The 20,199-nt window shown below is 47.3% G+C and carries 15 protein-coding genes; 10 read left to right on the forward strand and 5 right to left on the reverse strand.

The genetic code is table 11. The features are described from left to right. Positions 1 to 164: 164 nt before the first annotated feature. From Q0668_RS08935 to Q0668_RS08945, 3 genes are all read left to right on the forward strand, one after another. The gene (locus Q0668_RS08935) at positions 165 to 1,301 is read left to right on the forward strand and encodes a PmoA family protein (RefSeq protein WP_298863100.1); all 1,137 of its coding nucleotides are present in this window, start codon (positions 165 to 167) and stop codon (positions 1,299 to 1,301) included. A 353-nt stretch (positions 1,302 to 1,654) separates the two neighbouring features. Continuing rightward, positions 1,655 to 3,418 carry an aspartate--tRNA ligase gene (aspS, locus tag Q0668_RS08940; RefSeq protein WP_298863103.1) on the forward strand — a complete coding sequence of 588 codons (1,764 nt, stop codon included), beginning with the start codon at positions 1,655 to 1,657 and terminating at the stop codon, positions 3,416 to 3,418. A 45-nt stretch (positions 3,419 to 3,463) separates the two neighbouring features. Continuing rightward, positions 3,464 to 4,807 (forward strand): PQQ-binding-like beta-propeller repeat protein, encoded by a 1,344-nt coding sequence (locus Q0668_RS08945; RefSeq protein ID WP_298863106.1) that lies wholly within the window; start codon positions 3,464 to 3,466, stop codon positions 4,805 to 4,807. A 21-nt stretch (positions 4,808 to 4,828) separates the two neighbouring features. Here the strand turns inward: Q0668_RS08945 and Q0668_RS08950 are convergent, their stop codons facing one another. Further along, positions 4,829 to 5,401, reverse strand: a complete 573-nt coding sequence (locus Q0668_RS08950) for a protoglobin family protein (RefSeq protein WP_298863108.1) — start codon at positions 5,399 to 5,401, stop codon at positions 4,829 to 4,831. Positions 5,402 to 5,536: 135 nt separating this feature from the next. Here Q0668_RS08950 and Q0668_RS08955 point away from each other — a divergent pair, with 135 nt between their 5' ends. Then, complete coding sequence (locus tag Q0668_RS08955; RefSeq protein ID WP_298863112.1) at positions 5,537 to 6,010, forward strand: Rrf2 family transcriptional regulator; 474 nt, start codon at positions 5,537 to 5,539, stop codon at positions 6,008 to 6,010. Here Q0668_RS08955 and Q0668_RS08960 read toward each other — a convergent pair whose 3' ends face one another. From Q0668_RS08960 to Q0668_RS08970, 3 genes are all read right to left on the reverse strand, one after another. Beyond that, positions 6,011 to 7,054 carry a hypothetical protein gene (locus Q0668_RS08960; RefSeq protein WP_298863115.1) on the reverse strand — a complete coding sequence of 348 codons (1,044 nt, stop codon included), beginning with the start codon at positions 7,052 to 7,054 and terminating at the stop codon, positions 6,011 to 6,013. A gap of 150 nt (positions 7,055 to 7,204) precedes the next feature. Next, positions 7,205 to 7,732: a DUF3592 domain-containing protein gene (locus tag Q0668_RS08965; protein ID WP_298863118.1), complete on the reverse strand. Its 528-nt coding sequence runs from the start codon at positions 7,730 to 7,732 to the stop codon at positions 7,205 to 7,207. Positions 7,733 to 7,784: 52 nt separating this feature from the next. Beyond that, positions 7,785 to 8,573, reverse strand: coding sequence for a TIGR00266 family protein (locus tag Q0668_RS08970; RefSeq protein ID WP_298863121.1), 789 nt, complete (start codon positions 8,571 to 8,573; stop codon positions 7,785 to 7,787). Positions 8,574 to 8,948: 375 nt separating this feature from the next. Here Q0668_RS08970 and Q0668_RS08975 point away from each other — a divergent pair, with 375 nt between their 5' ends. The 6 genes from Q0668_RS08975 to Q0668_RS09000 all read left to right on the forward strand — a co-directional run bounded on the left by Q0668_RS08975 (position 8,949) and on the right by Q0668_RS09000 (position 18,696). After that, complete coding sequence (locus Q0668_RS08975) at positions 8,949 to 9,836, forward strand: FliM/FliN family flagellar motor switch protein (protein WP_298863124.1); 888 nt, start codon at positions 8,949 to 8,951, stop codon at positions 9,834 to 9,836. Positions 9,837 to 10,340: 504 nt separating this feature from the next. Beyond that, positions 10,341 to 13,289 (forward strand): serine/threonine-protein kinase, encoded by a 2,949-nt coding sequence (locus Q0668_RS08980; RefSeq protein WP_298863127.1) that lies wholly within the window; start codon positions 10,341 to 10,343, stop codon positions 13,287 to 13,289. Positions 13,290 to 13,472: 183 nt separating this feature from the next. Beyond that, on the forward strand, positions 13,473 to 16,082 hold the full coding sequence (locus Q0668_RS08985) for a tetratricopeptide repeat protein (protein ID WP_298863129.1): 2,610 nt from the start codon (positions 13,473 to 13,475) through the stop codon (positions 16,080 to 16,082). Between the two features lie 590 nt (positions 16,083 to 16,672). Further along, the gene (locus tag Q0668_RS08990; protein ID WP_298863131.1) at positions 16,673 to 16,936 is read left to right on the forward strand and encodes a hypothetical protein; all 264 of its coding nucleotides are present in this window, start codon (positions 16,673 to 16,675) and stop codon (positions 16,934 to 16,936) included. Positions 16,937 to 17,100: 164 nt separating this feature from the next. Then, on the forward strand, positions 17,101 to 17,739 hold the full coding sequence (locus tag Q0668_RS08995) for a hypothetical protein (protein WP_298863134.1): 639 nt from the start codon (positions 17,101 to 17,103) through the stop codon (positions 17,737 to 17,739). A 144-nt stretch (positions 17,740 to 17,883) separates the two neighbouring features. Beyond that, positions 17,884 to 18,696 carry a hypothetical protein gene (locus tag Q0668_RS09000; protein WP_298863137.1) on the forward strand — a complete coding sequence of 271 codons (813 nt, stop codon included), beginning with the start codon at positions 17,884 to 17,886 and terminating at the stop codon, positions 18,694 to 18,696. A 370-nt stretch (positions 18,697 to 19,066) separates the two neighbouring features. On the opposite strand, the gene Q0668_RS09005 is transcribed toward Q0668_RS09000, so the two are convergent. Continuing rightward, a complete protein-coding gene (locus tag Q0668_RS09005; protein ID WP_298863140.1) occupies positions 19,067 to 19,942 on the reverse strand; it encodes a HEAT repeat domain-containing protein in 876 nt (291 codons plus the stop codon). Positions 19,943 to 20,199 lie beyond the last annotated feature (257 nt).

Below are 20,199 nucleotides of genomic sequence, written 5' to 3' on the forward strand. Positions count from 1 at the left end.
ATAACAGAACAAAAGGCCTGTTCGCAAACCGTGTTCCAGTCCAGTTCAGGAAAAAGTCCGCGAAAATGTCTGTGCGACTTGGCGCAGCGATGCTCTTCAGCACACAATAACGAGTTGTTAATTACAAACTATATACGAATGACTGCAATTGAGGAATTTTGACAGTGAAAATCGTGCTCAGCGTGATCTGTTTGTTTGTTGGCTTGTCTACCATCGACATTGCCAACGGTGCGTCCGTTCAATTGAAAAAGCAAGGGTCAAAAGTCAATGTTTCCATCGATGGAAAGCCTTTTGCGACCTACAATACAGGCGGCGATCTGCCTAAACCTTTTTTCTCCCCGGTTCGCGCTGCCGATGGAACCATCATCACCCGTTCGGTGGTCGACCCGGAAGATCACCCGCATCATAAAGGGATCTGGGTGGCCGTTGATGAAGTCAATACCGTCGATTTCTGGGCAGAAAAAGGCAAAATTCGCAATAAGGGTGTCAAAATCATCAAGGCCTCAGGGAATCCGGCTGTCATGAGAGTCAGCAATCAATGGCTGGGCGCTGATGGAAAACCCATCGTCACAGAAAATACTATAATCTCGATTTATGCCAATCGGCTGATGACCTACAACATCACGTTCGTCGCCGGTGCCAAACCGGTTGTCTTTGAAGATACCAAAGAGGGTCTGTTTGGAGTTCGCCTTCCCAATGGGATGCGGGAAAAAGAAAACGGCACCGTCGAAAACAACAAGGGCGTCAAAGGAACCAAAGATAACTGGGGTAAACCAACTCCCTGGATCGACTATTATGGCCCCCTGAATAAGAAAGTTTACGGAGTGACACTAATGGACTCTCCCCAAAACTATAAGAAGTCCCGGTATCATGTACGCAACTATGGACTGTTTACAATCAGTCCGTTTGGCGATCATGCTTATACAAACAAGAAACTGCCCGTCGATGCCAAACATCTGAAAGCGGGAGACAAGCTGAACCTGAAATATGGCATTTACATTCACTCAGGCAATACGCAACAGGGAAAAGTCGCTGCCGCCTATCAACAGTTTTTGAATGTCACGAAGAAGAAAGTCGCTCAGAAAAAACCGGTGAAGCAACAACCTAAGCCGAAGAAAGTAGCCGCTGCTCCTAAAAAACCTGTCGCTCCCCCGAAAAAAGTGGCTGCAGCTCCCTATGAAGAAAAGAGCAATGCCATTCAACCCGTTCCCGCGACAGAAGCTGCTGCCAATAATGACTGCAACTACTGCCCGGAACAAAAGCGCCGCCGACTGTTTCGACGCTTCCGCAGCCGCAGATAGGTGAACACACTATCACACACCTGGCTTTTGCAGCCAATCTCTGTCTGAATAATCGGACATTCCGTAAAAAGATAGCTGCCGGTAAAGAGCTACCGACGGCTAGTCATTGCGAGCAGCCTGCTGCTCCCATAAGATCAGCGTGATCATTTATTGAATGAGGAGCTGATGGCGAACCCTGGCGATTCAGCGCGGTCTTAAGACATGCTGTAAAGTAAGGATTAAGAGAGACAAATTCTCTCGCCCCGGGTTGCGGAATTCGAAACATTCCACCGAACATTCCAGCGACCAGATCTTATTTACAGACACAAATATAATTTTTAGAACTGAAGCTTTCTAACCAAGGACTTACTACGGTGTTACGAACACAAACCTGTGGCGAATTGAGAACAGACCATGTTGGGCAAAGCGTCACACTGGCAGGCTGGGTGATCCGAGGCCGCGACCACGGCGGTCTGGCTTTCATTGACTTAAGAGACCGCTATGGAATCACACAAATTGTATTCAACCCGGATCGTGATGCTGCCATGCACGAGCTGGCACGTTCTCTACGCGCGGAAGATGTCATCCAGGTCAAAGGCGAAGTCGTCTTACGGGATGATCGCGAAAACGAAAAGTTGGCCACAGGAAAAATTGAAGTTCGCGCACATGAACTAAAAATCCTCAACAAAAGCAAAACGCCTCCCTTCGAACCGGGAACTTCAGAACTGCCCAACGAAGAACTGCGCTTGACCTACCGCTTTCTCGACCTGCGCAGCGAGCGTCTGCAGGAAGCGTTGAAATTAAGGCACCGCCTGTCGAAACTGACCCGCGACTATTTTGATCAACGGGAGTTTCTGGAAATTGAAACTCCCATTCTAGGGCGCAGCACGCCGGAAGGAGCCCGCGATTATCTGGTTCCCAGTCGTGTGCATGAAGGCAGTTTCTATGCACTGCCACAGTCTCCCCAGATCTATAAACAGATCCTGATGATCTCAGGCTATGATCGCTACTACCAGATTGCCCGCTGTTTTCGCGATGAAGACCTGCGAGCAGATCGCCAGCCGGAATTCACTCAGATCGACCTGGAAATGGCATTTGTTGACCAGGAAGATATTCTTTCCCTCGTTGATGGATTGATCGCAACGTTGCTGAAAGACTTACGAAATAAAGAAATCGCGCTGCCACTACCCCGCTATGCCTACCATGATATGATGGAAAAATATGGTTCCGACAAGCCCGATTTACGATTCGCACTCGAACTGGTGGATATCGGCGAAATTGCTCAAAGCTGTGACTTTGCTGTCTTCAAGAAAACCATCGAATCTGGCGGACGTGTACGCGGACTGAATGCCAAAGGTGCCGCCGACAAATACAGCCGGAAAGACATTGATGGGTTAACTGAGTTTGCCGGTGAATACGGGGCAAAAGGATTAGCCTTCTTCAAAGTCACCGATGAAGGACTGCATTCACCCATTGCCAAATTCTTCTCCGATGAAGACAAACAGAAAATCATGGAAGACATGGGAGCCGAAGTCGGCGACCTCCTGTTTTTCGTAGCCGACCAATGTGCCGTTACATCCGCGGCTTTGGCTGCGTTACGAAATCGTTTGGGAAAAGAGCTGGAATTGTATGACCCTGACGAAATCAATTGCTGCTGGATTACGCATTTCCCACTGCTCTCTTATAACGAAGAAGACCAACGCTGGGATGCAGAGCACCATCCTTTCTGTCAACCGGTGGAAGAAGATCTTCCGTTACTCCAAAGCGACCCCGCCAAGGTGCGGGCACAATCATACGATCTGATCATGAATGGTCATGAACTGGCCAGCGGCAGTGTGCGTGTGCATGATCAAAATGTGCAACAGGCCATCTTCGATTTGCTGGATATCTCCGCAGAAGAAGCGGAAGAACGATTCGGCTTCCTGCTGCAGGCGCTGCGATATGGTGCGCCTCCTCACGCAGGCGCTGCCCTGGGTCTTGACCGGCTGGTGATGATACTTTGTGGAAATGACAATATCCGAGACGTCGTTGCCTTCCCGAAAACTCAGAAAGCCGCTGATTTACTGAGCGGTGCCCCTTCTGAAGTCGATCCGCATCAGTTAAGAGACCTGCGCATCAAAATTGACATTCCCCAATAATCAAAGGGCGTGCATAATAGAGTGAGACACATTAAGGAGAATGAAATGAAGTCTATCACTCTGTATCTATTTTTGATCGCCAGCCTGTTTAATCATGCCTGCAGCGAATCGTCGCCGACATCCGCAGAGACAAGGCAGCTACGCTCAACTGAACAAAATCCAGAGCAAAGCCCTCCGGTGACACTCGTGGAAGTCTCGTTTAAAGACGCCCGATCTTCAACGCACCCGAAAAAGAAAGCCGGCTATTGGCCTCATTGGCTGGGCCCCGATTACAACGGCATCTCTCCAGAAACGGACTGGCGAGCCGACTGGTCAGACAAGCCACCTCAGATTCTCTGGCGGGGAACTGTCGGCACGGGTTACAGCTCCATTTCTGCAGCCGACGGGCGCATTTACACAATGGGACACAAAGCAGGCAATGAAAGTGTCTACTGCCTGGAGGCAGATACGGGAGACATCATCTGGCAAAAAACTTATCCGGCTGAGTTAGTAAGCCGTCTGAATGCCGGCGGACCTGGTGCGACTCCGACCATCGATCGTGAATTCCTTTACACAAACAGCCGCGACGGAAGATTGATCTGTTTTGAAATCAAAACCGGAAACATCGTCTGGCAAAAACAATTGACGGAAGCCTATCAGATGAAAGTTCCCGAATGGGGCTTTACCTGTTCTCCTCTGATAAAAGGCGAAAAACTCTTTGTAGAAGCAGGTCGATTAGTGGCACTCGATAAAAAGACAGGCAAGGAACTCTGGAAATCCACACCTCATATGCCCGGGTATGGCACGCCGGCAGCATTTACAATGAACGGCACCGACTATCTCGCGTTATTGAATAATGATTGCCTGACTGTAGCACAGACGACAGATGGCAAAGAGATTGCAACTTTCGACTGGGCTTCTCCGTTCGACACGAATTCTACCACGCCGATTATTGATGGGAAGACCATTTTTATCTCTTCCGGTTATCAGAAAGGCTGTGCATTATTGGATTTCGATAATCTGAAATTAAAGGCCCGTTTCACGAATCGTGATATGAGAAATCATTTCAATAACAGTGTGCTTTATCAAAAACACTTTTATGGAATGGACGGCAATTCCAATTTGGGTCGCATCGTACGATTAACGTGCCTCGACCAGCAGACAGGAAAAATCAAATGGCGCGAAGCCGGATTTGGTTGCGGGTCGCTCATGATTGCGAATGGCAAGCTGATCATTCTATCCGACACAGGCACACTGGTCACTGCAAAAGCGAACTCAAACTCCTACCAGGAAATTTCCCGATTCAAAGTCCTCGACCACCAATGCTGGACCGTTCCCGTTTTATGCGCTGGGCGGATCTACTGCCGGGATTCAGCCGGAAATCTTGTCTGCGTTGACCTCCGGCTGTAACCCGATCAGCATGGAATACGATTACGCCTGATAATGACGCGTGATCAGATCATTCTGTACCCAAAGTAATTTGTTGAACGCGACTAACGTTTTTACTTCGGTTTCTCGATCAAGATTTAATCCAAGAATGGTACTGACAAGTGCACTCGAAACAAAACCCATCAGAGCATTCATCTGAACCAAAGGTACGTTCAAATCTTTGCTGCCCGCTTTGGGAGTATGAATCTTGCCTACCAAATCCAGATATTGCACCATTTTTTCGTCGTAAGGTTTCGTTACCAGGGCTTCCAGATAGCGGCCCAGATGCTGTTTTCGAAATTCGATCATTTCATGATCGAGAGTCAAACTCTCAATGCTTTCAGGAACTTCACCTTCATAACCATGTTGACGTGGCACAAAATGACGTTTTGTGCAATCATAACTGAAGAGTTGGTCATAGACGGCATCAACTAAACCGGGAACCAGGGGAGCGACAGCACCAGCGGCTCCATGAATTGCCTCTAAATCAGCTCCGGTGATTCCAATAAACTCTGTGAGAAATCCAAACCGGTAAGCGAGATCTGTTTCCAATTTTTCTTCATCAATCTGTTTCATTTTTGTTTCCTGATAAACTAAGCGACTATAATAACCTGAACCGATTTCCGAAAACGTCCAGATTTATATTGATACGCAGAATAACAGACGCAATAATAGACATCAATATCCAATTATAGATTCCAAGGAATTCTTATGTTTTCCCAAACTGTCGAATATGCACTCAGAGCGATTGTCCACTTGGCAGACAATTCTCCCAACCCTTGCACAACAGAACAAATCGCAAAAGCAACGAAAGTTCCGCAAGCTTATCTATCGAAGGTACTCCAAAGTCTGCGTCAATCCAATGTGGTTCATTCACAACGGGGCATCGGTGGAGGTATCTCCCTGATAAAAACACCAGATGAATTGAATCTTCTGGAGGTCGTAAATGCCGTCGATCCCATCCAACGGATCAAATCCTGTCCGCTGGGGTTAAAGGGGCATGGCGCAAATTTATGCCCCTTGCATCGTAAGCTGGATGAAGCCATGCGGGTTACAGAACATGCTTTTTCTGAAACGACGCTCGCCGAAATTCTTGCTTCCTCAACAAGCAGCTACCCTCTTTGCAATGAACCAGAAGATCGGCTGACGATCCTGGGAGAGCCCTCGAAGCCTCCAGTGAAGTAGTTATTCCACCGGCTTCCCTGCACTGCTAGATACCTCGGCGAAACGTTTCTGGTTCACAAAGTTGTGATGTTTCAACTCCTGTTCGTAGTGAACCTGTTGAATCCTGTCTCGGTTTTCGATTTTCGCCGCTGGTAAAGTTTCAACTGGATCCGAAGCAGAAACCTGCTGATTTTCTGACTGCGAAAGTCGGGCAATCTGTTCCTGTTTCACTTCCCTGGCTTTTATGCGTCCCAGTAAATGACCGGGAATGACCGCACCCGCAGTAATCAACAGATCACTGTAAGGTAAAAATGGTGAGGCAGCACCTGCAATATAAGTTGCATAGGCGGGATACAATACTCGGTAGGCTTCCTGTTCGTCTTCGTAATTTTCTTCCGCGCGCAGGTAACCAAGGGCGTCGTTGGTAGCAATCGATTCCGGCCATAATGACAGCACCGGTAAAGCCGTTACGACAGCATACGTTCCCTTATAGTTTCGTGAGGAAAAATCCTTGGCATGCCCCCCTTCGTGTAAGGCAACAGCCGCATGATCGGAATAGAGATTAATGGTATTGGTGAACGGGTTATAGTTGTCACCACCCAAGATTCGTCCCGGTAACAAGGTATAGTGCAGGGCCGTCAGTGTTCCCGCAGTATAGCGCCAACCCCAGCTCACCGATTTGTTCTTTCGCAGCCGCCTCCACTCGCCCCGCGGATCATACTGATTGATGCGGACCTTCACTTGATCCAGGTTATTTTTTCCCAGATACGCGGCCAGCGCGGCTTCCGTTTCAGGAGAAACGCTGTGATTATCAATGCGGCGGTCCCAGAGAAGAATTTTTCCGGGAATGCCGACGACCCAGCCAATGCCATCCAGAATCGGCTTTCGCTCCCCGCGCTCGAATTGCGATTCCTCTACATCCCATTCCATTTCAGGCCCTGGAACGAAATTGGCCTGATAAACATAGGGACTGGTTGCACAACCCGCTAGAAACGGGCTCAACGTCAACGCCACAATAACAAGCAGGATCTGTCGTTGCGTAAAATAGACACGCAGTAGAGACATGCAAAGAGAACCGTTGAGAGAAAAGAGTTGAGAGAAAAGAGAAGTGAAAGAGAACTGCTATTTATCAAAAAATACCGTTGGCAGCAAGATCAGGATTCCCACTCGAAACACTGTTTCTGTCATGCGGTAAAAATTGCCGAATCGCGGCGTTCACTCTGTTTTTTTTCTCCCCAAAAGCGACCGGAAGAGAGGGCCGCCTGTCATCAAAATCCCCGCACCCAGAAACACCCAACCAAACAGGTAGTAGAAATAAGTCGTCTTGAACACGCCCGGTTCGAGAACAGCGATCTCCGGATCTTCCGGGTTATAGTAGACGACTACTTTTTGATCGATTGGAAATTTCTTGACAGTCTCGCGTGCCATCGATTTATTGGATGTGGAAATGTCCCCTCCAAACCAGACCGTTTCGGATTCAAACTGAGTTCCCTCAACCTCAAATTGATAACTCACTTTCGCGGTATAAGTTGAGGAACTCGAGTTGCTTTTGCGATGGCTTACCACTTTTGATTTTAAAACCAATCCAGCAGTGGTTGGCCAGTTTTTACTCGCTTTGGCCTGTTCAATCAGTGGCAACCCCATCTCATAAGTAACCAGATATCCAACGATGATGAAAATCGCCCCGAAGAACACCATCATAAATCGCCGCACATCCTGAAAGCGACCCTGTTTTTTTAACATCAAACAACTCCTTTACATGTTGGTAGAAATTGTTTTCTTTCGCGCTGTCGATTCAGCGGTCACCAAACATATCTCCCAGGCCACCCAGGACTGAACCTTCACCCACCGAGGAACCACCGGCGGAAGGAGCATGAGCCAGAACACGTTCTGCCAACCGGGAAAAAGGGAGACTTTGAAGCAGTACTGTTCCATGCCCTTTCAAGGTCGCCAGAAACAGGCCTTCGCCGCCCAGTACCATTGATTTTAGATTCCCGGCTCGTTCGATGCTGTAATCGATATCACCGGTAAATGCGACTATGCAACCGGTATCTACACGTAATGTTTCGCCCGCCAGTTTCTTTTTGGTGACAGTCCCCCCGGCATGCACAAAAGCCATGCCATCACCGCGCAGTTTCTGTAATATGAAACCTTCACCCCCAAAGAAACCGGTTCCCAAACGCTTGGTAAATGCCATGGTCACTTCAGTACCTAATGCTGCACAAAGAAATGCATCTTTCTGGCAAGTAAGTGAACCCCCGATTTTGGCCATATCGATGGCGATAATCTTTCCCGGATAAGGCGCAGCAAAGGCGACTCTCTGTTCGCGTTCTGCTTCGTTTGTAAAGTGAGTCATAAACAAGGACTCTCCCGACAAAACCCGTTTTCCTGCCTTAAAAAGTTTACCCAGAAATCCTTCATCGGGCTGAGAACCATCTCCCATTCTCGCTTCAAAGCGAATACCCTCTTCCATGTAATTCATGCTCCCGGCTTCTGCAACTACCGACTCACCCGAATCAAGAATGATTTCCACCATCTGAAGATCAGAACCAAATATTTCGTAATCAACTTCATGACACTGCATTCTTTTACCTCATTCTCTCAAGCAAGTTTCTATATTCAGATTTCTTGTAGCATAGCCGGTAAAGTCTGGACCAGGTTTCATCGCGTTGAAACCGCTCAGCTTCAACGGGATGTACTCTCGATTCTGTACACATCGCTTTTCCAGTTTGGCTTCATATCACTCAGAACGTTAATGACCTTCTGAAAGATTAAAGATTTCATTTTGCGCTCAAATAAATGTCAATCTTTTCCGAATAAGCGAACTTTGCCGATTTAGAGTGAAGAACTAAATTTCAAGTGGTCGATTGAATGAACTAAGGAGAAATTGCTCCCGAGAACTGTGACTGCCCATTCCAAGTGAACAGGCCATCACCTTACAGGACTTTATAAATCAGAAATGTCAGGTTTCAACCAGGAAAATGTAGAAGCGATCGTTACCTTCGCTAGCGAAAGTATGCCTGCGCTTTCTGATTCCTTCAATCAGTGTTTCGATCTCACCTATCGACTGGAAATAGGAGAATCGGGCGTCTGGTCAGAGGAAGAATTAGAAGAAGCATTTCAGGGACCAGGTTTGATTACCCTGTTTCAAATTGGTGAGGAAGCAATGGTAGGGCTCATCCCTGCAAATATCCCTCTACCAGACTGGTACTCGAATCCGGGAGATTCAGAATCATCCCGATTACAAACATTGGCACTGGAATTATCAATGAACCTGATCCCCATGGATTTAGGTGACGTTGATGAGTTTAAAACGTATTATGTTGATAGTTTATTAAATGAAGTGAAACAAGCTGCCCCCAGTGATTGGGCCGCATTGCTACGAATCAATTTGTTCTCTGCAGAAGATGAAAGCGACGGCCAGAGCCCGAGTGCTGTGATCCCTGTAATATGGCCACTGACGAAACCGCCACTTACAGAAACCGCGGAAGAAGATCCACCTTCACAACCGGAGGCGGCATCTGAAAAACCTGCTCAGACCACATCACGCATGAGCCACGCATCTTCTTCTATTTCGGACCAAAGTCCGTTTCACCGCATCAGCAAGTTGCCTATTCAAGCGATTGTCAGACTGGCAAACAAAAAAATTGAACTGAAACAGCTGCTCTCAATTTGCCCCGGGTCGCTCATTGCCTTCGATAAGCCATGCGAAGATCCGTTGGATCTCTATATCAACAATCAGGTTTATTGCCAGGGGGAGGCTGTCAAAATTGGAGAAAACTTTGGTTTGAAAATAGACCAGGTTGGATTCAAGAATGAATTCGAGTCCAAGATTATCGAATTTTAGAACCGATGGTACTTACTTCCGATTCGGTACAGGTCTGCTTGCCGCAATACCCCCCCGCGAAACGTTCGTGCCTCCACAAGCATGAACACGCCACCAGCCAGATTAATCAGTGCCAGACTCACTGGTTCAAAAAATTGGATGAAAATCAGGGAAATTGGCTTTTTCTCAGAACGAATGCTCGGTTCAGCACGTATTATATAAACAGCTCTTACTTAATAAATTCCATTCCTATCTATAACTAAAATGCGACTCTATTTTCTGAGACCGGCTTTTCAAAAGCTAATACAGTCAAACATCTTTAAACTGCTATAATCATAAGACTTAGGGCTATTGAAATTTAAAAAGTGCTTTTCAATGTGCTTCGGCAAACAGACTGTACTTGGGTATCCATTACAGGTTTCGTACAATCGAAGTGTTTCTGGATTACGCTGTTGCCATCTCAATCAGGCGTTCGATATCATTTCAAGCGTGGAATCAAAGCTATTTTAAAGTGAACTTTTCATCATGAGTTCCGAACCAAAATCTGACCACTCAACAGCAAGTAAGGAAGCGCTGCCGGAGTTTTTTGCGCGTCCGGTTCGTGAAGCCGATGGCCCGGAAACCATTATCAGTCCACTCGAAGCCATCAATGACGCCGGTCAAGACATTATTGGGTCACAGAGCCAGTTTGCGCGATCCTCTATCTGTAATCGGCTGTTCCCACCCACGATTGATGATCCCGATGCACAAAACGAAATTCCCAATCCTGCAGGCATGGAGCTCGAGCATTTTGTGATAAGGGAGCGGATCGGCCACGGAGGCATGGGGGCCGTCTTTCGCGCTATTGACACTCGTCTCGATCGAGTGGTCGCCTTAAAGATACTGAGTCCAGGTCAATCGCGCGATGCAGGATCGGTCAAGCGTTTTCAAAACGAAGCTAAAGCAGCAGCACGTTTGGATCACGAAAATATTTCACGCGTGTTTTACATCGGTGAAGCTCAAGGCTTGAACTTCATTGCGTTTGAATACGTCAAAGGCACAAATGTCAGAGATCTCATCCAGTCAAGAGGTATCCTGCCCGCAGCGGAAGCTGTGAATTATGCCCTGCAAATTGCTTCCGCTCTGAAACACATCAATAAGGCAGGTGTGATTCACCGTGACATCAAACCATCAAATATCATCATTACTCCTGGCGGCAGAGCAAAGCTGGTTGACCTGGGCCTGGCTCGCAAAGAAAGTGACAACGCATCTGCCGACCTCACCAGTGCCGGCACGACCTTGGGAACGTTCGACTATATTTCTCCTGAACAAGCCAAAGACCCTCGCAATGTAGATGTCCGCAGCGATATCTATTCACTCGGTTGTACGTTGTACCATATGCTGACAGGCGAACCTCCTTACGGCGAAGGAACCGTTCTACAAAAGTTACTGGACCACTCTGGAAAGAACGTCCCCGACCCGGCAGTCATCAATAAACAACTGCCACGCGAACTTTCCCACATTGTTCAGAAGATGATGGCCAGTGAATCAGAGGATCGTTACCAGACTCCTGAAGAACTCATGTATCACTTAATTCAGATCGCCAGCCAGCTCGATTTGCGAGGGGTGAATCCCGAAGGACTGGTTTGGACTTCCCCTACCAGTTCACGACTCGGATTTCTGGAAAAACATGTCGGCTGGATCGCAACCGCTGCGGTTTTATTAATCGTAGTCGCACTCCTGGAAAACTTTCCGGGTTTTGATCCTTCCAACGTGGTACAAAATACGAACCCAAAGACAGAACCAGCCTCCAGTCAACAAGCCACCGATAGCGGAAAGAAGAATCTTGATCCCAGCCTGTCGCAACCGGAGACTATCGTTGGCAATACAAAACCGATGACAGATGGCACAGAGATCGCCTCTCTCGATACGCCGAATACTTCAAATGAAAAAATAGTCGTAGAAAATCCTAGTCCCATCATCACCAGTTCTGATTCAAAAAAACCTGTTGAAACAAAAAAAGAAACCTTGAATGGAGGCAAGGACACAAAAGATTTCAATGAAATTTTTAACATCCCACTCCTGTCTCCCACTAAATCACTAAGTGATTTTATCGACTCTAATAATACACCCAAAAACCGAGTGCTCCTGAATAACGATCCCGAATCGAAACTGGCATTATCAAATAGTAATGGCCAGAAAAAAACGATGACTCCACTGGCTCCTCGTTCCAACAATCAAACGAATAAAGTGCCAGAACTGTTTCCAAAAAACAATGACAGCGAAATACAAAAAATCGAGCTTCCCGCAATCACGATCATCAAGCCGGATGGTACACCCGGCCAAGATTTCAAAACACTGAATGCGGCGTGCGCTGCTGCCGTTGACGGAAGTATCATTGAACTTGGGTTTACCGGCATTCGCAAAGAAGCACCCATCCACATCAATAATAAACGTGTTCGTATTCGGGCTGCCAAAGATCGTAAACCGGTTTTGCTGTTTGAATCTGTGGAAGAGCCGGCAGAAGGATTTCAGACGCACATGATTCAAGTGGGCAATGGCTCGCTGGAACTGTTTGAGCTGGGCATCATGGTCGATGTCAAAGATCTTATTTCCGATTCATGGGCCATCTTTTCCTTAAAAAATGCGCATGACATCCGCTTACATCAGGTAACGGTCACCTGTTCCAATACCACCGATCAGCAGGTATCGCTCTTTGAATTGAATGAACCCATCAATCAGGGCTTAGACGATGAATCCATGATGGGCAAACGACCGGTAAAAGAATCGACATTCATCGAAGTCGTTAACTCGATTCTACGCTGCGACGGCCACGCTTTTTCGATCCGGGAAACGGCTCCCCTCCGTCTCGAACTTACCAATTCTACTTTCATGCTTGCTCAATCATTGATTGAACTGGTTGGCAGCAGTAACAAACCGACAGAAGGCGATCACCTGGAACTGGTTTTGAATCACTCCACTTTTGTACTTGGCAAAGGTCTGGCTGTAATAGACAGTGGAACCATCCCCAGAGAACTGATTCCCCTCCATGTCTCTGCCCGTAATAATATTTTCGTTTCAAGAACCGATGCATCCTTTGTTTTGATGAAAGGAAAAACGAACGAAAATGATTTTCGTCAGAAGCTATTAGCCTGGAGAGGCTCTAACAATTATTACGATGGCTTCGAAACATTCTGGACGATTCGATCGCAACAAGTAACATTGAGAACGCTTTCGCTGGATGCACTTGACTGGAAAGACAGCTGGGGACTTTCTGCAGATGCAAACAGCTTTCAAATGAAAATCCCCTGGATCATTGATCGCCAGAAACTGATCAGCACCCCCTGCTCTGAATTGCGGGCTGCACAACTTCAGTTTAATCAGCCGACTGACGGCAGCCTGACCATAACTGCCATTGATCGCACCAACGCCGGTGCTGATCTGGCCGTTCTCCCAGAACTGCCACAGATCATCAAAGCACCTAAAACAGAGTAAGGGATTTTTCTGTCGCAGGTTTCAATAGACTCTCAAAATCAGACCTGTGAGAAATCGCCTGTAATGTGTATGATTACACAGGTCATAATCTGTTTTGAAGCAGAGCTCTTGTAGCATCTGCCAAACTTTGCCTGCTCGAAATATCACATGCTCCGTCGATCAAAACAAACTGAAACCTTTTTCATGTCAATTTTGCATTACGGGTCTGCGCGGCGAAGGTTTCTCTGTTGTCTCGTTCTCGGTTGTCTCATATTCATTGTTGCATCCCCTGATGTACATGGAACAGATGATCCTACGCGTTCTTATTTCGAAGGTTTACGGCAACGACATCTGTTTGGAATCGCTGAAGGATTTTGTTTAAGCCGTCTGGCTGAGCCTCGACTTTCCGACACCGATCGTGCCCGCATTACCCTGGAACTCGCGCGCACCTTAGCGGCACACGCAATGGTGGCGGAGGGCAATGAACAAAGCGAACTCTGGAATCGGGCTCAAAACACGCTTTCACAAATTATAAAGGATCACCCAAACTGGGCTGATGCACCTGTCTTCAAGGCCGAACACGCCCGCATTGCCGCCCAGAAAGCAGAAATATTCTACTGGCAATCCAAAGCCGTTCCCTTCAATAAATCACTGAAAAAATCGGCCATCTCGAAACTGACTCAGGCCATCCCTGAATTGACTCAGGCAGAAGTACAATTGCAACGTCTGTTAAAAAAATCCGGCTCATATCAAAATTTTACCGTTCTCAAAACAGCCACGATCCGCGACACACTGCTGGATTTTCAACTGCTGATTGCACAAACCAAAATCAAACTGGCTGATTTATATGATGAGCAGAGCCCACAAAGAAAAACGCAACTCCAGGCTGCCATCAAATTTCTCGAACCACTATCCAGGCGGGCTTCCACTCTGCAAGTGACATGGATGAGCAAACTGGCACTGATTCAATGTGATCGGATCAAAGGAGATATTGCTGCAGCAGTCCGCGCAATTCAAGCACTCGCTAAAGAACACCCGCCCGCTTACCTGAATGAGCCGATCTTTGTGGAATCGATGCGGCTTTTACTGGCTGAGAATAAAGCACAACTGGCGGCGACGCAAATTATCAAATTCCGCCAGGATCATGGTCACTATTCGAGCGAACTGGGCTACCTCGAAGTGAATGCGCTCATTCGACTCAGAAAAATTGCGATGGAAAAGAAACAGAAATCCCTGGCAGAGGAAATCTGGCAGCAAATTGAAACACGATCACAGCATCTCTGGAAATCTCAACCCGGTTACTGGGCACAACGGACACGCATGCTCGTGAATCAGCAAAACCAGATAGACCAGTATGGCAGTGAGATTTCCCAAAGCCTGAAGCAGGCGCAGTTGTTGTATTCGCAAGGGAAAGTCGAACAGGCTATCGCCGCGTATGAACGGGTCGCAACACAGGCAGCCGAACAAGGCAATACTGATCTGGCTTTTGAACTCGGATTCACAAGCGCTTCGTTACAGTTAAGAACCAAACAATTTAAGCAGGCGGCAGCGAAGTTTCAATCACTGTCATTACGTTACGAAGCAGCGCCCAAAGCAGCCGACGCTGGTCTGCTTGCGGCTTGGTGCCTGGGACAGCTCTATACACAAAGCCGAACGAAGTCACGACGGCTCGCCTATACGATGGCGCTGGAACGTGTTCGAAACCAATTTCCCAATAGTGATAGTTTTTATGAAGCAGGCTCGATGCTGGCGCGCCTGGAAGAATCGCGTTTGCAATATTCAAAAGCTCTGGTGTTATACTCGGAAATTCCCGCGAAACACGCGAAAGCAGCTGACGCACATCTGGGAATCGCCCGCTGCTATGAAAATATTTTACTTCGATTGACCTCCTTAAAGAAACCAACCAAAGCCTGGCGACAGGAAGCCATTGATGTACTGGAACAATTTCTCGCTGATTTTCCCGATCAAACGGACAATCTAAAAGGCCAATCTCAGGCAGAAATTGCTTTGCGCCTGACCCGCATTTACCTGAACGACACACCGCCTCTCTACGCGAAAGCCAACCGACTGTTAGAGCTGATCGTTCATATGACCAAAGGTGTAGTTGCGAAATTAAAACGCAACAGCGAACGCTCAGAATCCAGTATTTCACAAATGGTCCAGGAAATCAAAAAATGGAATGACCTTTCCAATCAGGCCCTCAGACTCCAGATCATTGCGCTGGCCGGACAAGGCAAACCCTCAGCCGCTCAGTCACTGGTTGAAAGTCTGGAAACCGCCGGCACCGATGAACTACTCTCTGTTCTGAATGGCATATCACAGATCAATCTGGATTTAACGCCGGAAGTCCGCAGAGAATTGGGCATGCTCCAATTAAAGTCGGCAGAGAAACTCATGAGCCGACGTGACGCATTAAAACCGCAACAGGCCAATCGCCTGGACCTCTGCCTGGCAGAAGCCTATCTCGCCATTGAGCAGCCCATCAGAGCCCTTGAGTACTATCAAACTCTCTTAAAACACTCTCCCAACGATGCTTCGCTCATCAGGCAGGTTGCACTTCTCCTCGAACGCTGCGGCACCAGGCAATGTCTGCAGCAGGCATCCCAGAAATGGCAATCTCTGATCGCAGCAGAAAAACCAGGAACGCTCCCCTGGCTGGATATCAGATTGCATATCATTCAAACCTTGTTCGACTCTAGCAACGAAGCAGAAGCGAAAAAAATACTCGGCGTTACCAAACTGCTCTACCCGGATTTGGGCAACCCGGATATGAAAAGCCGTTATCAAGAACTGCAGTCTCGTATGAAAAAGTAACGTTTTCTCGAAAACATCTTTTGGTCGGTTCACGCTGGAAACTCAAGAATCTCTCGATCCACATCACCTAAGCCTGCTAGGTCTTCCAGGCATCGTGCATCACTCGCAACTTATTCGTATGTGGTCAAAGAGTTTGCGGTGAACGGCAATGGTCATGCTGCGTGAGCCTGAGAGGAGAGGATCAACATCCACTGTCATGTCGGTCCTACATGAATAAATTATCAATGAACGCCAGTTCCAGTGGCTTTCAGTTGACAATATACAAAATACTGCTAGATTTAGACAAAATGAAATTCTGTCTATCTATTGTAAGCTGCTACGAGAAATACTGAAAAACCATTGGGAGATTTGCAATGCGAGATTTAGTCGACAAAGGGGTTGTGCTTAAGAGGTCTGGTACCTGCGTCGGTCGGGTTATTCGCCAAACCGACCGATCTTCATGTTGTTGAATTCTTTGGTGGTCGAGACAACTACGGTGAACGACCAGATGAAATTGAATCTGTCCACAGTTCCATTCAAGAGGCCGAAGGTGCTGCTCGGGCGAACGTCCATTAAATAACAAACCACATTCGTACTAAACGAATCCACAAATGAAAGAGATAGTCGCCATGGGCATCGCCAATCACATTATTGACGCATGTAAAACATTGTATGAAGTGAAATATGCCTTCAACCTTCGACAGGCAGGTTACGACGATGGGTACAATGACGTCCCTTCGCGTCAATCGCTGCATGGCTTTGCGGCTAGGCTGGTTGAACATGGACTGCGTCGTGAAGATGCTGAAACCGGCGCCCAACATCTAATGGAAGAATATGAACGCGGATACCGCGAAGGCACCGCTGCTCGTAGGTAGTACTATGGCTCAGTCTTCAGGCGTGTCAGTCCCCACGGGCAGAATAGCCAAAGTGTGCAGCTAACAATTACGTTAACCTTAGCGGTGGAATCTGAACTCAGCGCGTAATATCGCCACCCGGTTACGCTGGTCGTTAGGCTCAAGATCCAAGAAAGGCAAATGTGATGACGGAGCAAGAGGACAAACGAACCGTAAAAATAAAGACCTACGAGTTTTTCGCTAAACTTTCCACACCCGAGAAGATCGCGGTGTACAGCCTCATTTCCCTTGTGGCGGTAGCAGTCTGGGGATTCGGATACTGGGTGGGAGGTGAAATCGGTGAAAACCGAGTTGCGAAGGCCGAAATAGATAAGAGTAATGTGGTTTCCGACTTCCAAATTCAGATGATTGCAAAAGAATCGCAGATTACAGAACTTACTCGACAAGTTGGCGATTTGACTTCAAAGGCAGCGTTACTTCAACAAGAACGCGACAACCAATTGAGCCATACCAAGACAAGTGAGATCAAAGCTCGCTTCGTTACATTGTTGGGGAACTACTACGACATCAAAGGCGAGATGCCAGCGAATTCAAGGGATTGGTCAAATCCGGCGCACAAAGAAATCAAACGGCGATTTGACAGCTCCCAAAAAGATTTGATCGACTATACGCTATGGCTTGAGGAGAATGCTCGCAATCCCAACGGGACACGGCTAGCTACAATCTGTAGAGATGCAGAGAATCTCTGGACCGGAGTGGTGTTCTATGATGGCTCAGAATGGACACCCCCGTCGCTTTTAAAGCGCAAACTTCGTCGAAAGTAAAGCGAGAGCCTAACTAATCGGTGCACAAAAGTTCGTTCACGTTTCGGTTTTTCAAACTTATTTCCTCCGTGTTCAATTCTTGGTGTGCCAACATCAATTCCGTTGGTCCGCCAACACGGTTACCTCAAAAGTTGGAGCAAGTAAATGAGAAAGAAACTACCATTTGTGGCCGTTTGTATTCTGGGCGTTGCATGGCTCATGAAGGACGTAGTTTTACGGTATACCACAGATACGGTGCATGAAGAGCGAATCCTTACGGAAATCGCGCTTCATGATGTGGTGGGCAATCGTGAAGTGATGTTCCGAATTGAGAAACTTGAAGGGAGACTGTTTGGGGCTATTCAGAGTCTGGAGCCTCGAAATGATAGCACGAATCATCCTCTATTGGTTGTTGCGAGGACTTGGCAAACTGACCTAGCCGCAGGTGCAAGATTCATTAGACAAGAAGCGGAATCAGAGCAGACAGATGTCAAGAAATTGCTGAGCGTCTTACAAGAGAATGAGTCAGGCGAATGGAATGCTGACTATGGTGACATCTCGAAGCGTCTGGAAGACGGCATAGCCATTCTTAGGAATAGAAAGGATGCTCTGAAGGCATGGGTTGCCCTCACAGTGAGGTTGGGAGTCAAGAATCCAGACGATGGCTATGACCTAGAATCAGAGAATGCCAAGGGCGAGAAATTGGCGACTGAAATGCGGGAAGCAATTGAAAGCATTCTGGATACGTCGGCTGACGAAAGGGAACTCAGAGCAACGATCAGAGACAAGACTCACGCATCCGTTTCCACTACGAACCGCCGGGCTGAGATTATCTACTTATTGTTTCTTTGCCTGACCTTAATTGCTACCGTCATCGGTGTGCATAACGAGTACATAAAGTCGATTTCCAAAGCATCCAAGGGCTCCAGTAAGGGCGATGCACCTAACTCAGATTCCGCTAGCGCTCCATCTGAGTAGGTGATCTTATCGTTACTCTTGCCCTCGTCCGTTATACTCAATCATATTCGCAAATGCGTTTTTAAACCACCCATTTTGTGAAATGGCATTGGTCGAATAGTACCTGAGGCTAGTACATCGGACGCGAGCGCTTCGTTCGAAATCGAATGCTACTCAGATTGAAGACAAGATCAAATTTCCGCGAAACTCATCGAATGCAGGACAGCTGACAATAACGAACGTTAACGCGAACTGGTTCTAATTCAGAGTAAAACCATTCGAAATAACTGAGAAGTCGGAAAAACAGAGCGCACTTCGATCTGAAATACGACTTTCCGTGAAAAATTCAGCCCTCATTAATTTTTTGAATTCGCGTAAGCTGACGGCAATGTTACCTGGCGAGCGTTTTTCGAAACTGGCTGATTTTTGCGAGTATTTCCTGATGTTCTTTTTCCCCTTTGGTTTTGTCTTTTGCAAGTTCGATCTTTTTGATCGTCTCTTGAATGCGTGTTTGCAAAGGTTTGTCATCTGTGTTTAATGCTTTTCGTAAGGTTGGTATCAGGGGTTCGGCCTTCATGCCGAAGGTTGCCAGCGCACCAGCGGCATTTAAGCGGACCCACTTATCATCGTCTTGTAATAATTTTGCAACGGCCTCCATATTGCTTTTGCTATAGGGATCGAGCTGAGCCAGATGACCAGTACCCCAACCTCGAACCGTCCTATCGGTACTTTTCAGTCCCTGAGAGTAACGTTTTTCCAGATCGGCAAGTTCGATTACTGTGACACCTTCGGGGATTTTAATTTTTTCGAGTTCGATGTCGCCACCCACGTAAATGGTCAACATCGGGTGCTTGCTCCAGATCTTGGCTCCCTGATCTTTTTTAGTCATACTTTTGGCAATGCCGCCGACAAGATGCAGGTTCCAGTTAAAGTCAACGGTCCGTGCTTTATTGAATGAATGGGTAATACCAGGTCCGGGTCGCAAAACGACCTCATGTACTTTTTCGTCGGTGGCTGCAAACTTCTGTAAGACATCATTCAGCGACGCGTTATTACCACGATAGAAACAATGCTCGTTCCCATTGACCCACTGGTGATAAACGCGGTTTTCATGATTGACGACCGGTACAATTCCCGGCCAGTCCCGGAAATTTGCCGCATTCAATGGTTGATTGCCAAAACTCTCTTCACCTAAAGCCCAAGCGAATGAAGGGATACAGTAAATCGTCAGCAGGGTACCCAATAAAAGTAAAAATACACGCCGCATGATGTTATCTCCTCATTCAAGAAACCAGGCCGAACATCAATTGAGACGAACGGCGCGACATTTTTGTTTCAAAAATCTCTCATCACAAAGGATTCTGTGTAGATTTTATCTGCAAGGCATTACTGCGCGCTCATTGCAAAACAGGCCGTTATCTGAAGTTCACGATGCCTCGTGTCTACTCTCGTGTAATCCAAGTTGCTTCTTCGATTGTACCACTTCAAAACGAAGAGCCAGACGTTATCAGTATTTACTTTAAG

The organism is uncultured Gimesia sp., from assembly GCF_937910335.1.
GTDB lineage: Bacteria > Planctomycetota > Planctomycetia > Planctomycetales > Planctomycetaceae > Gimesia.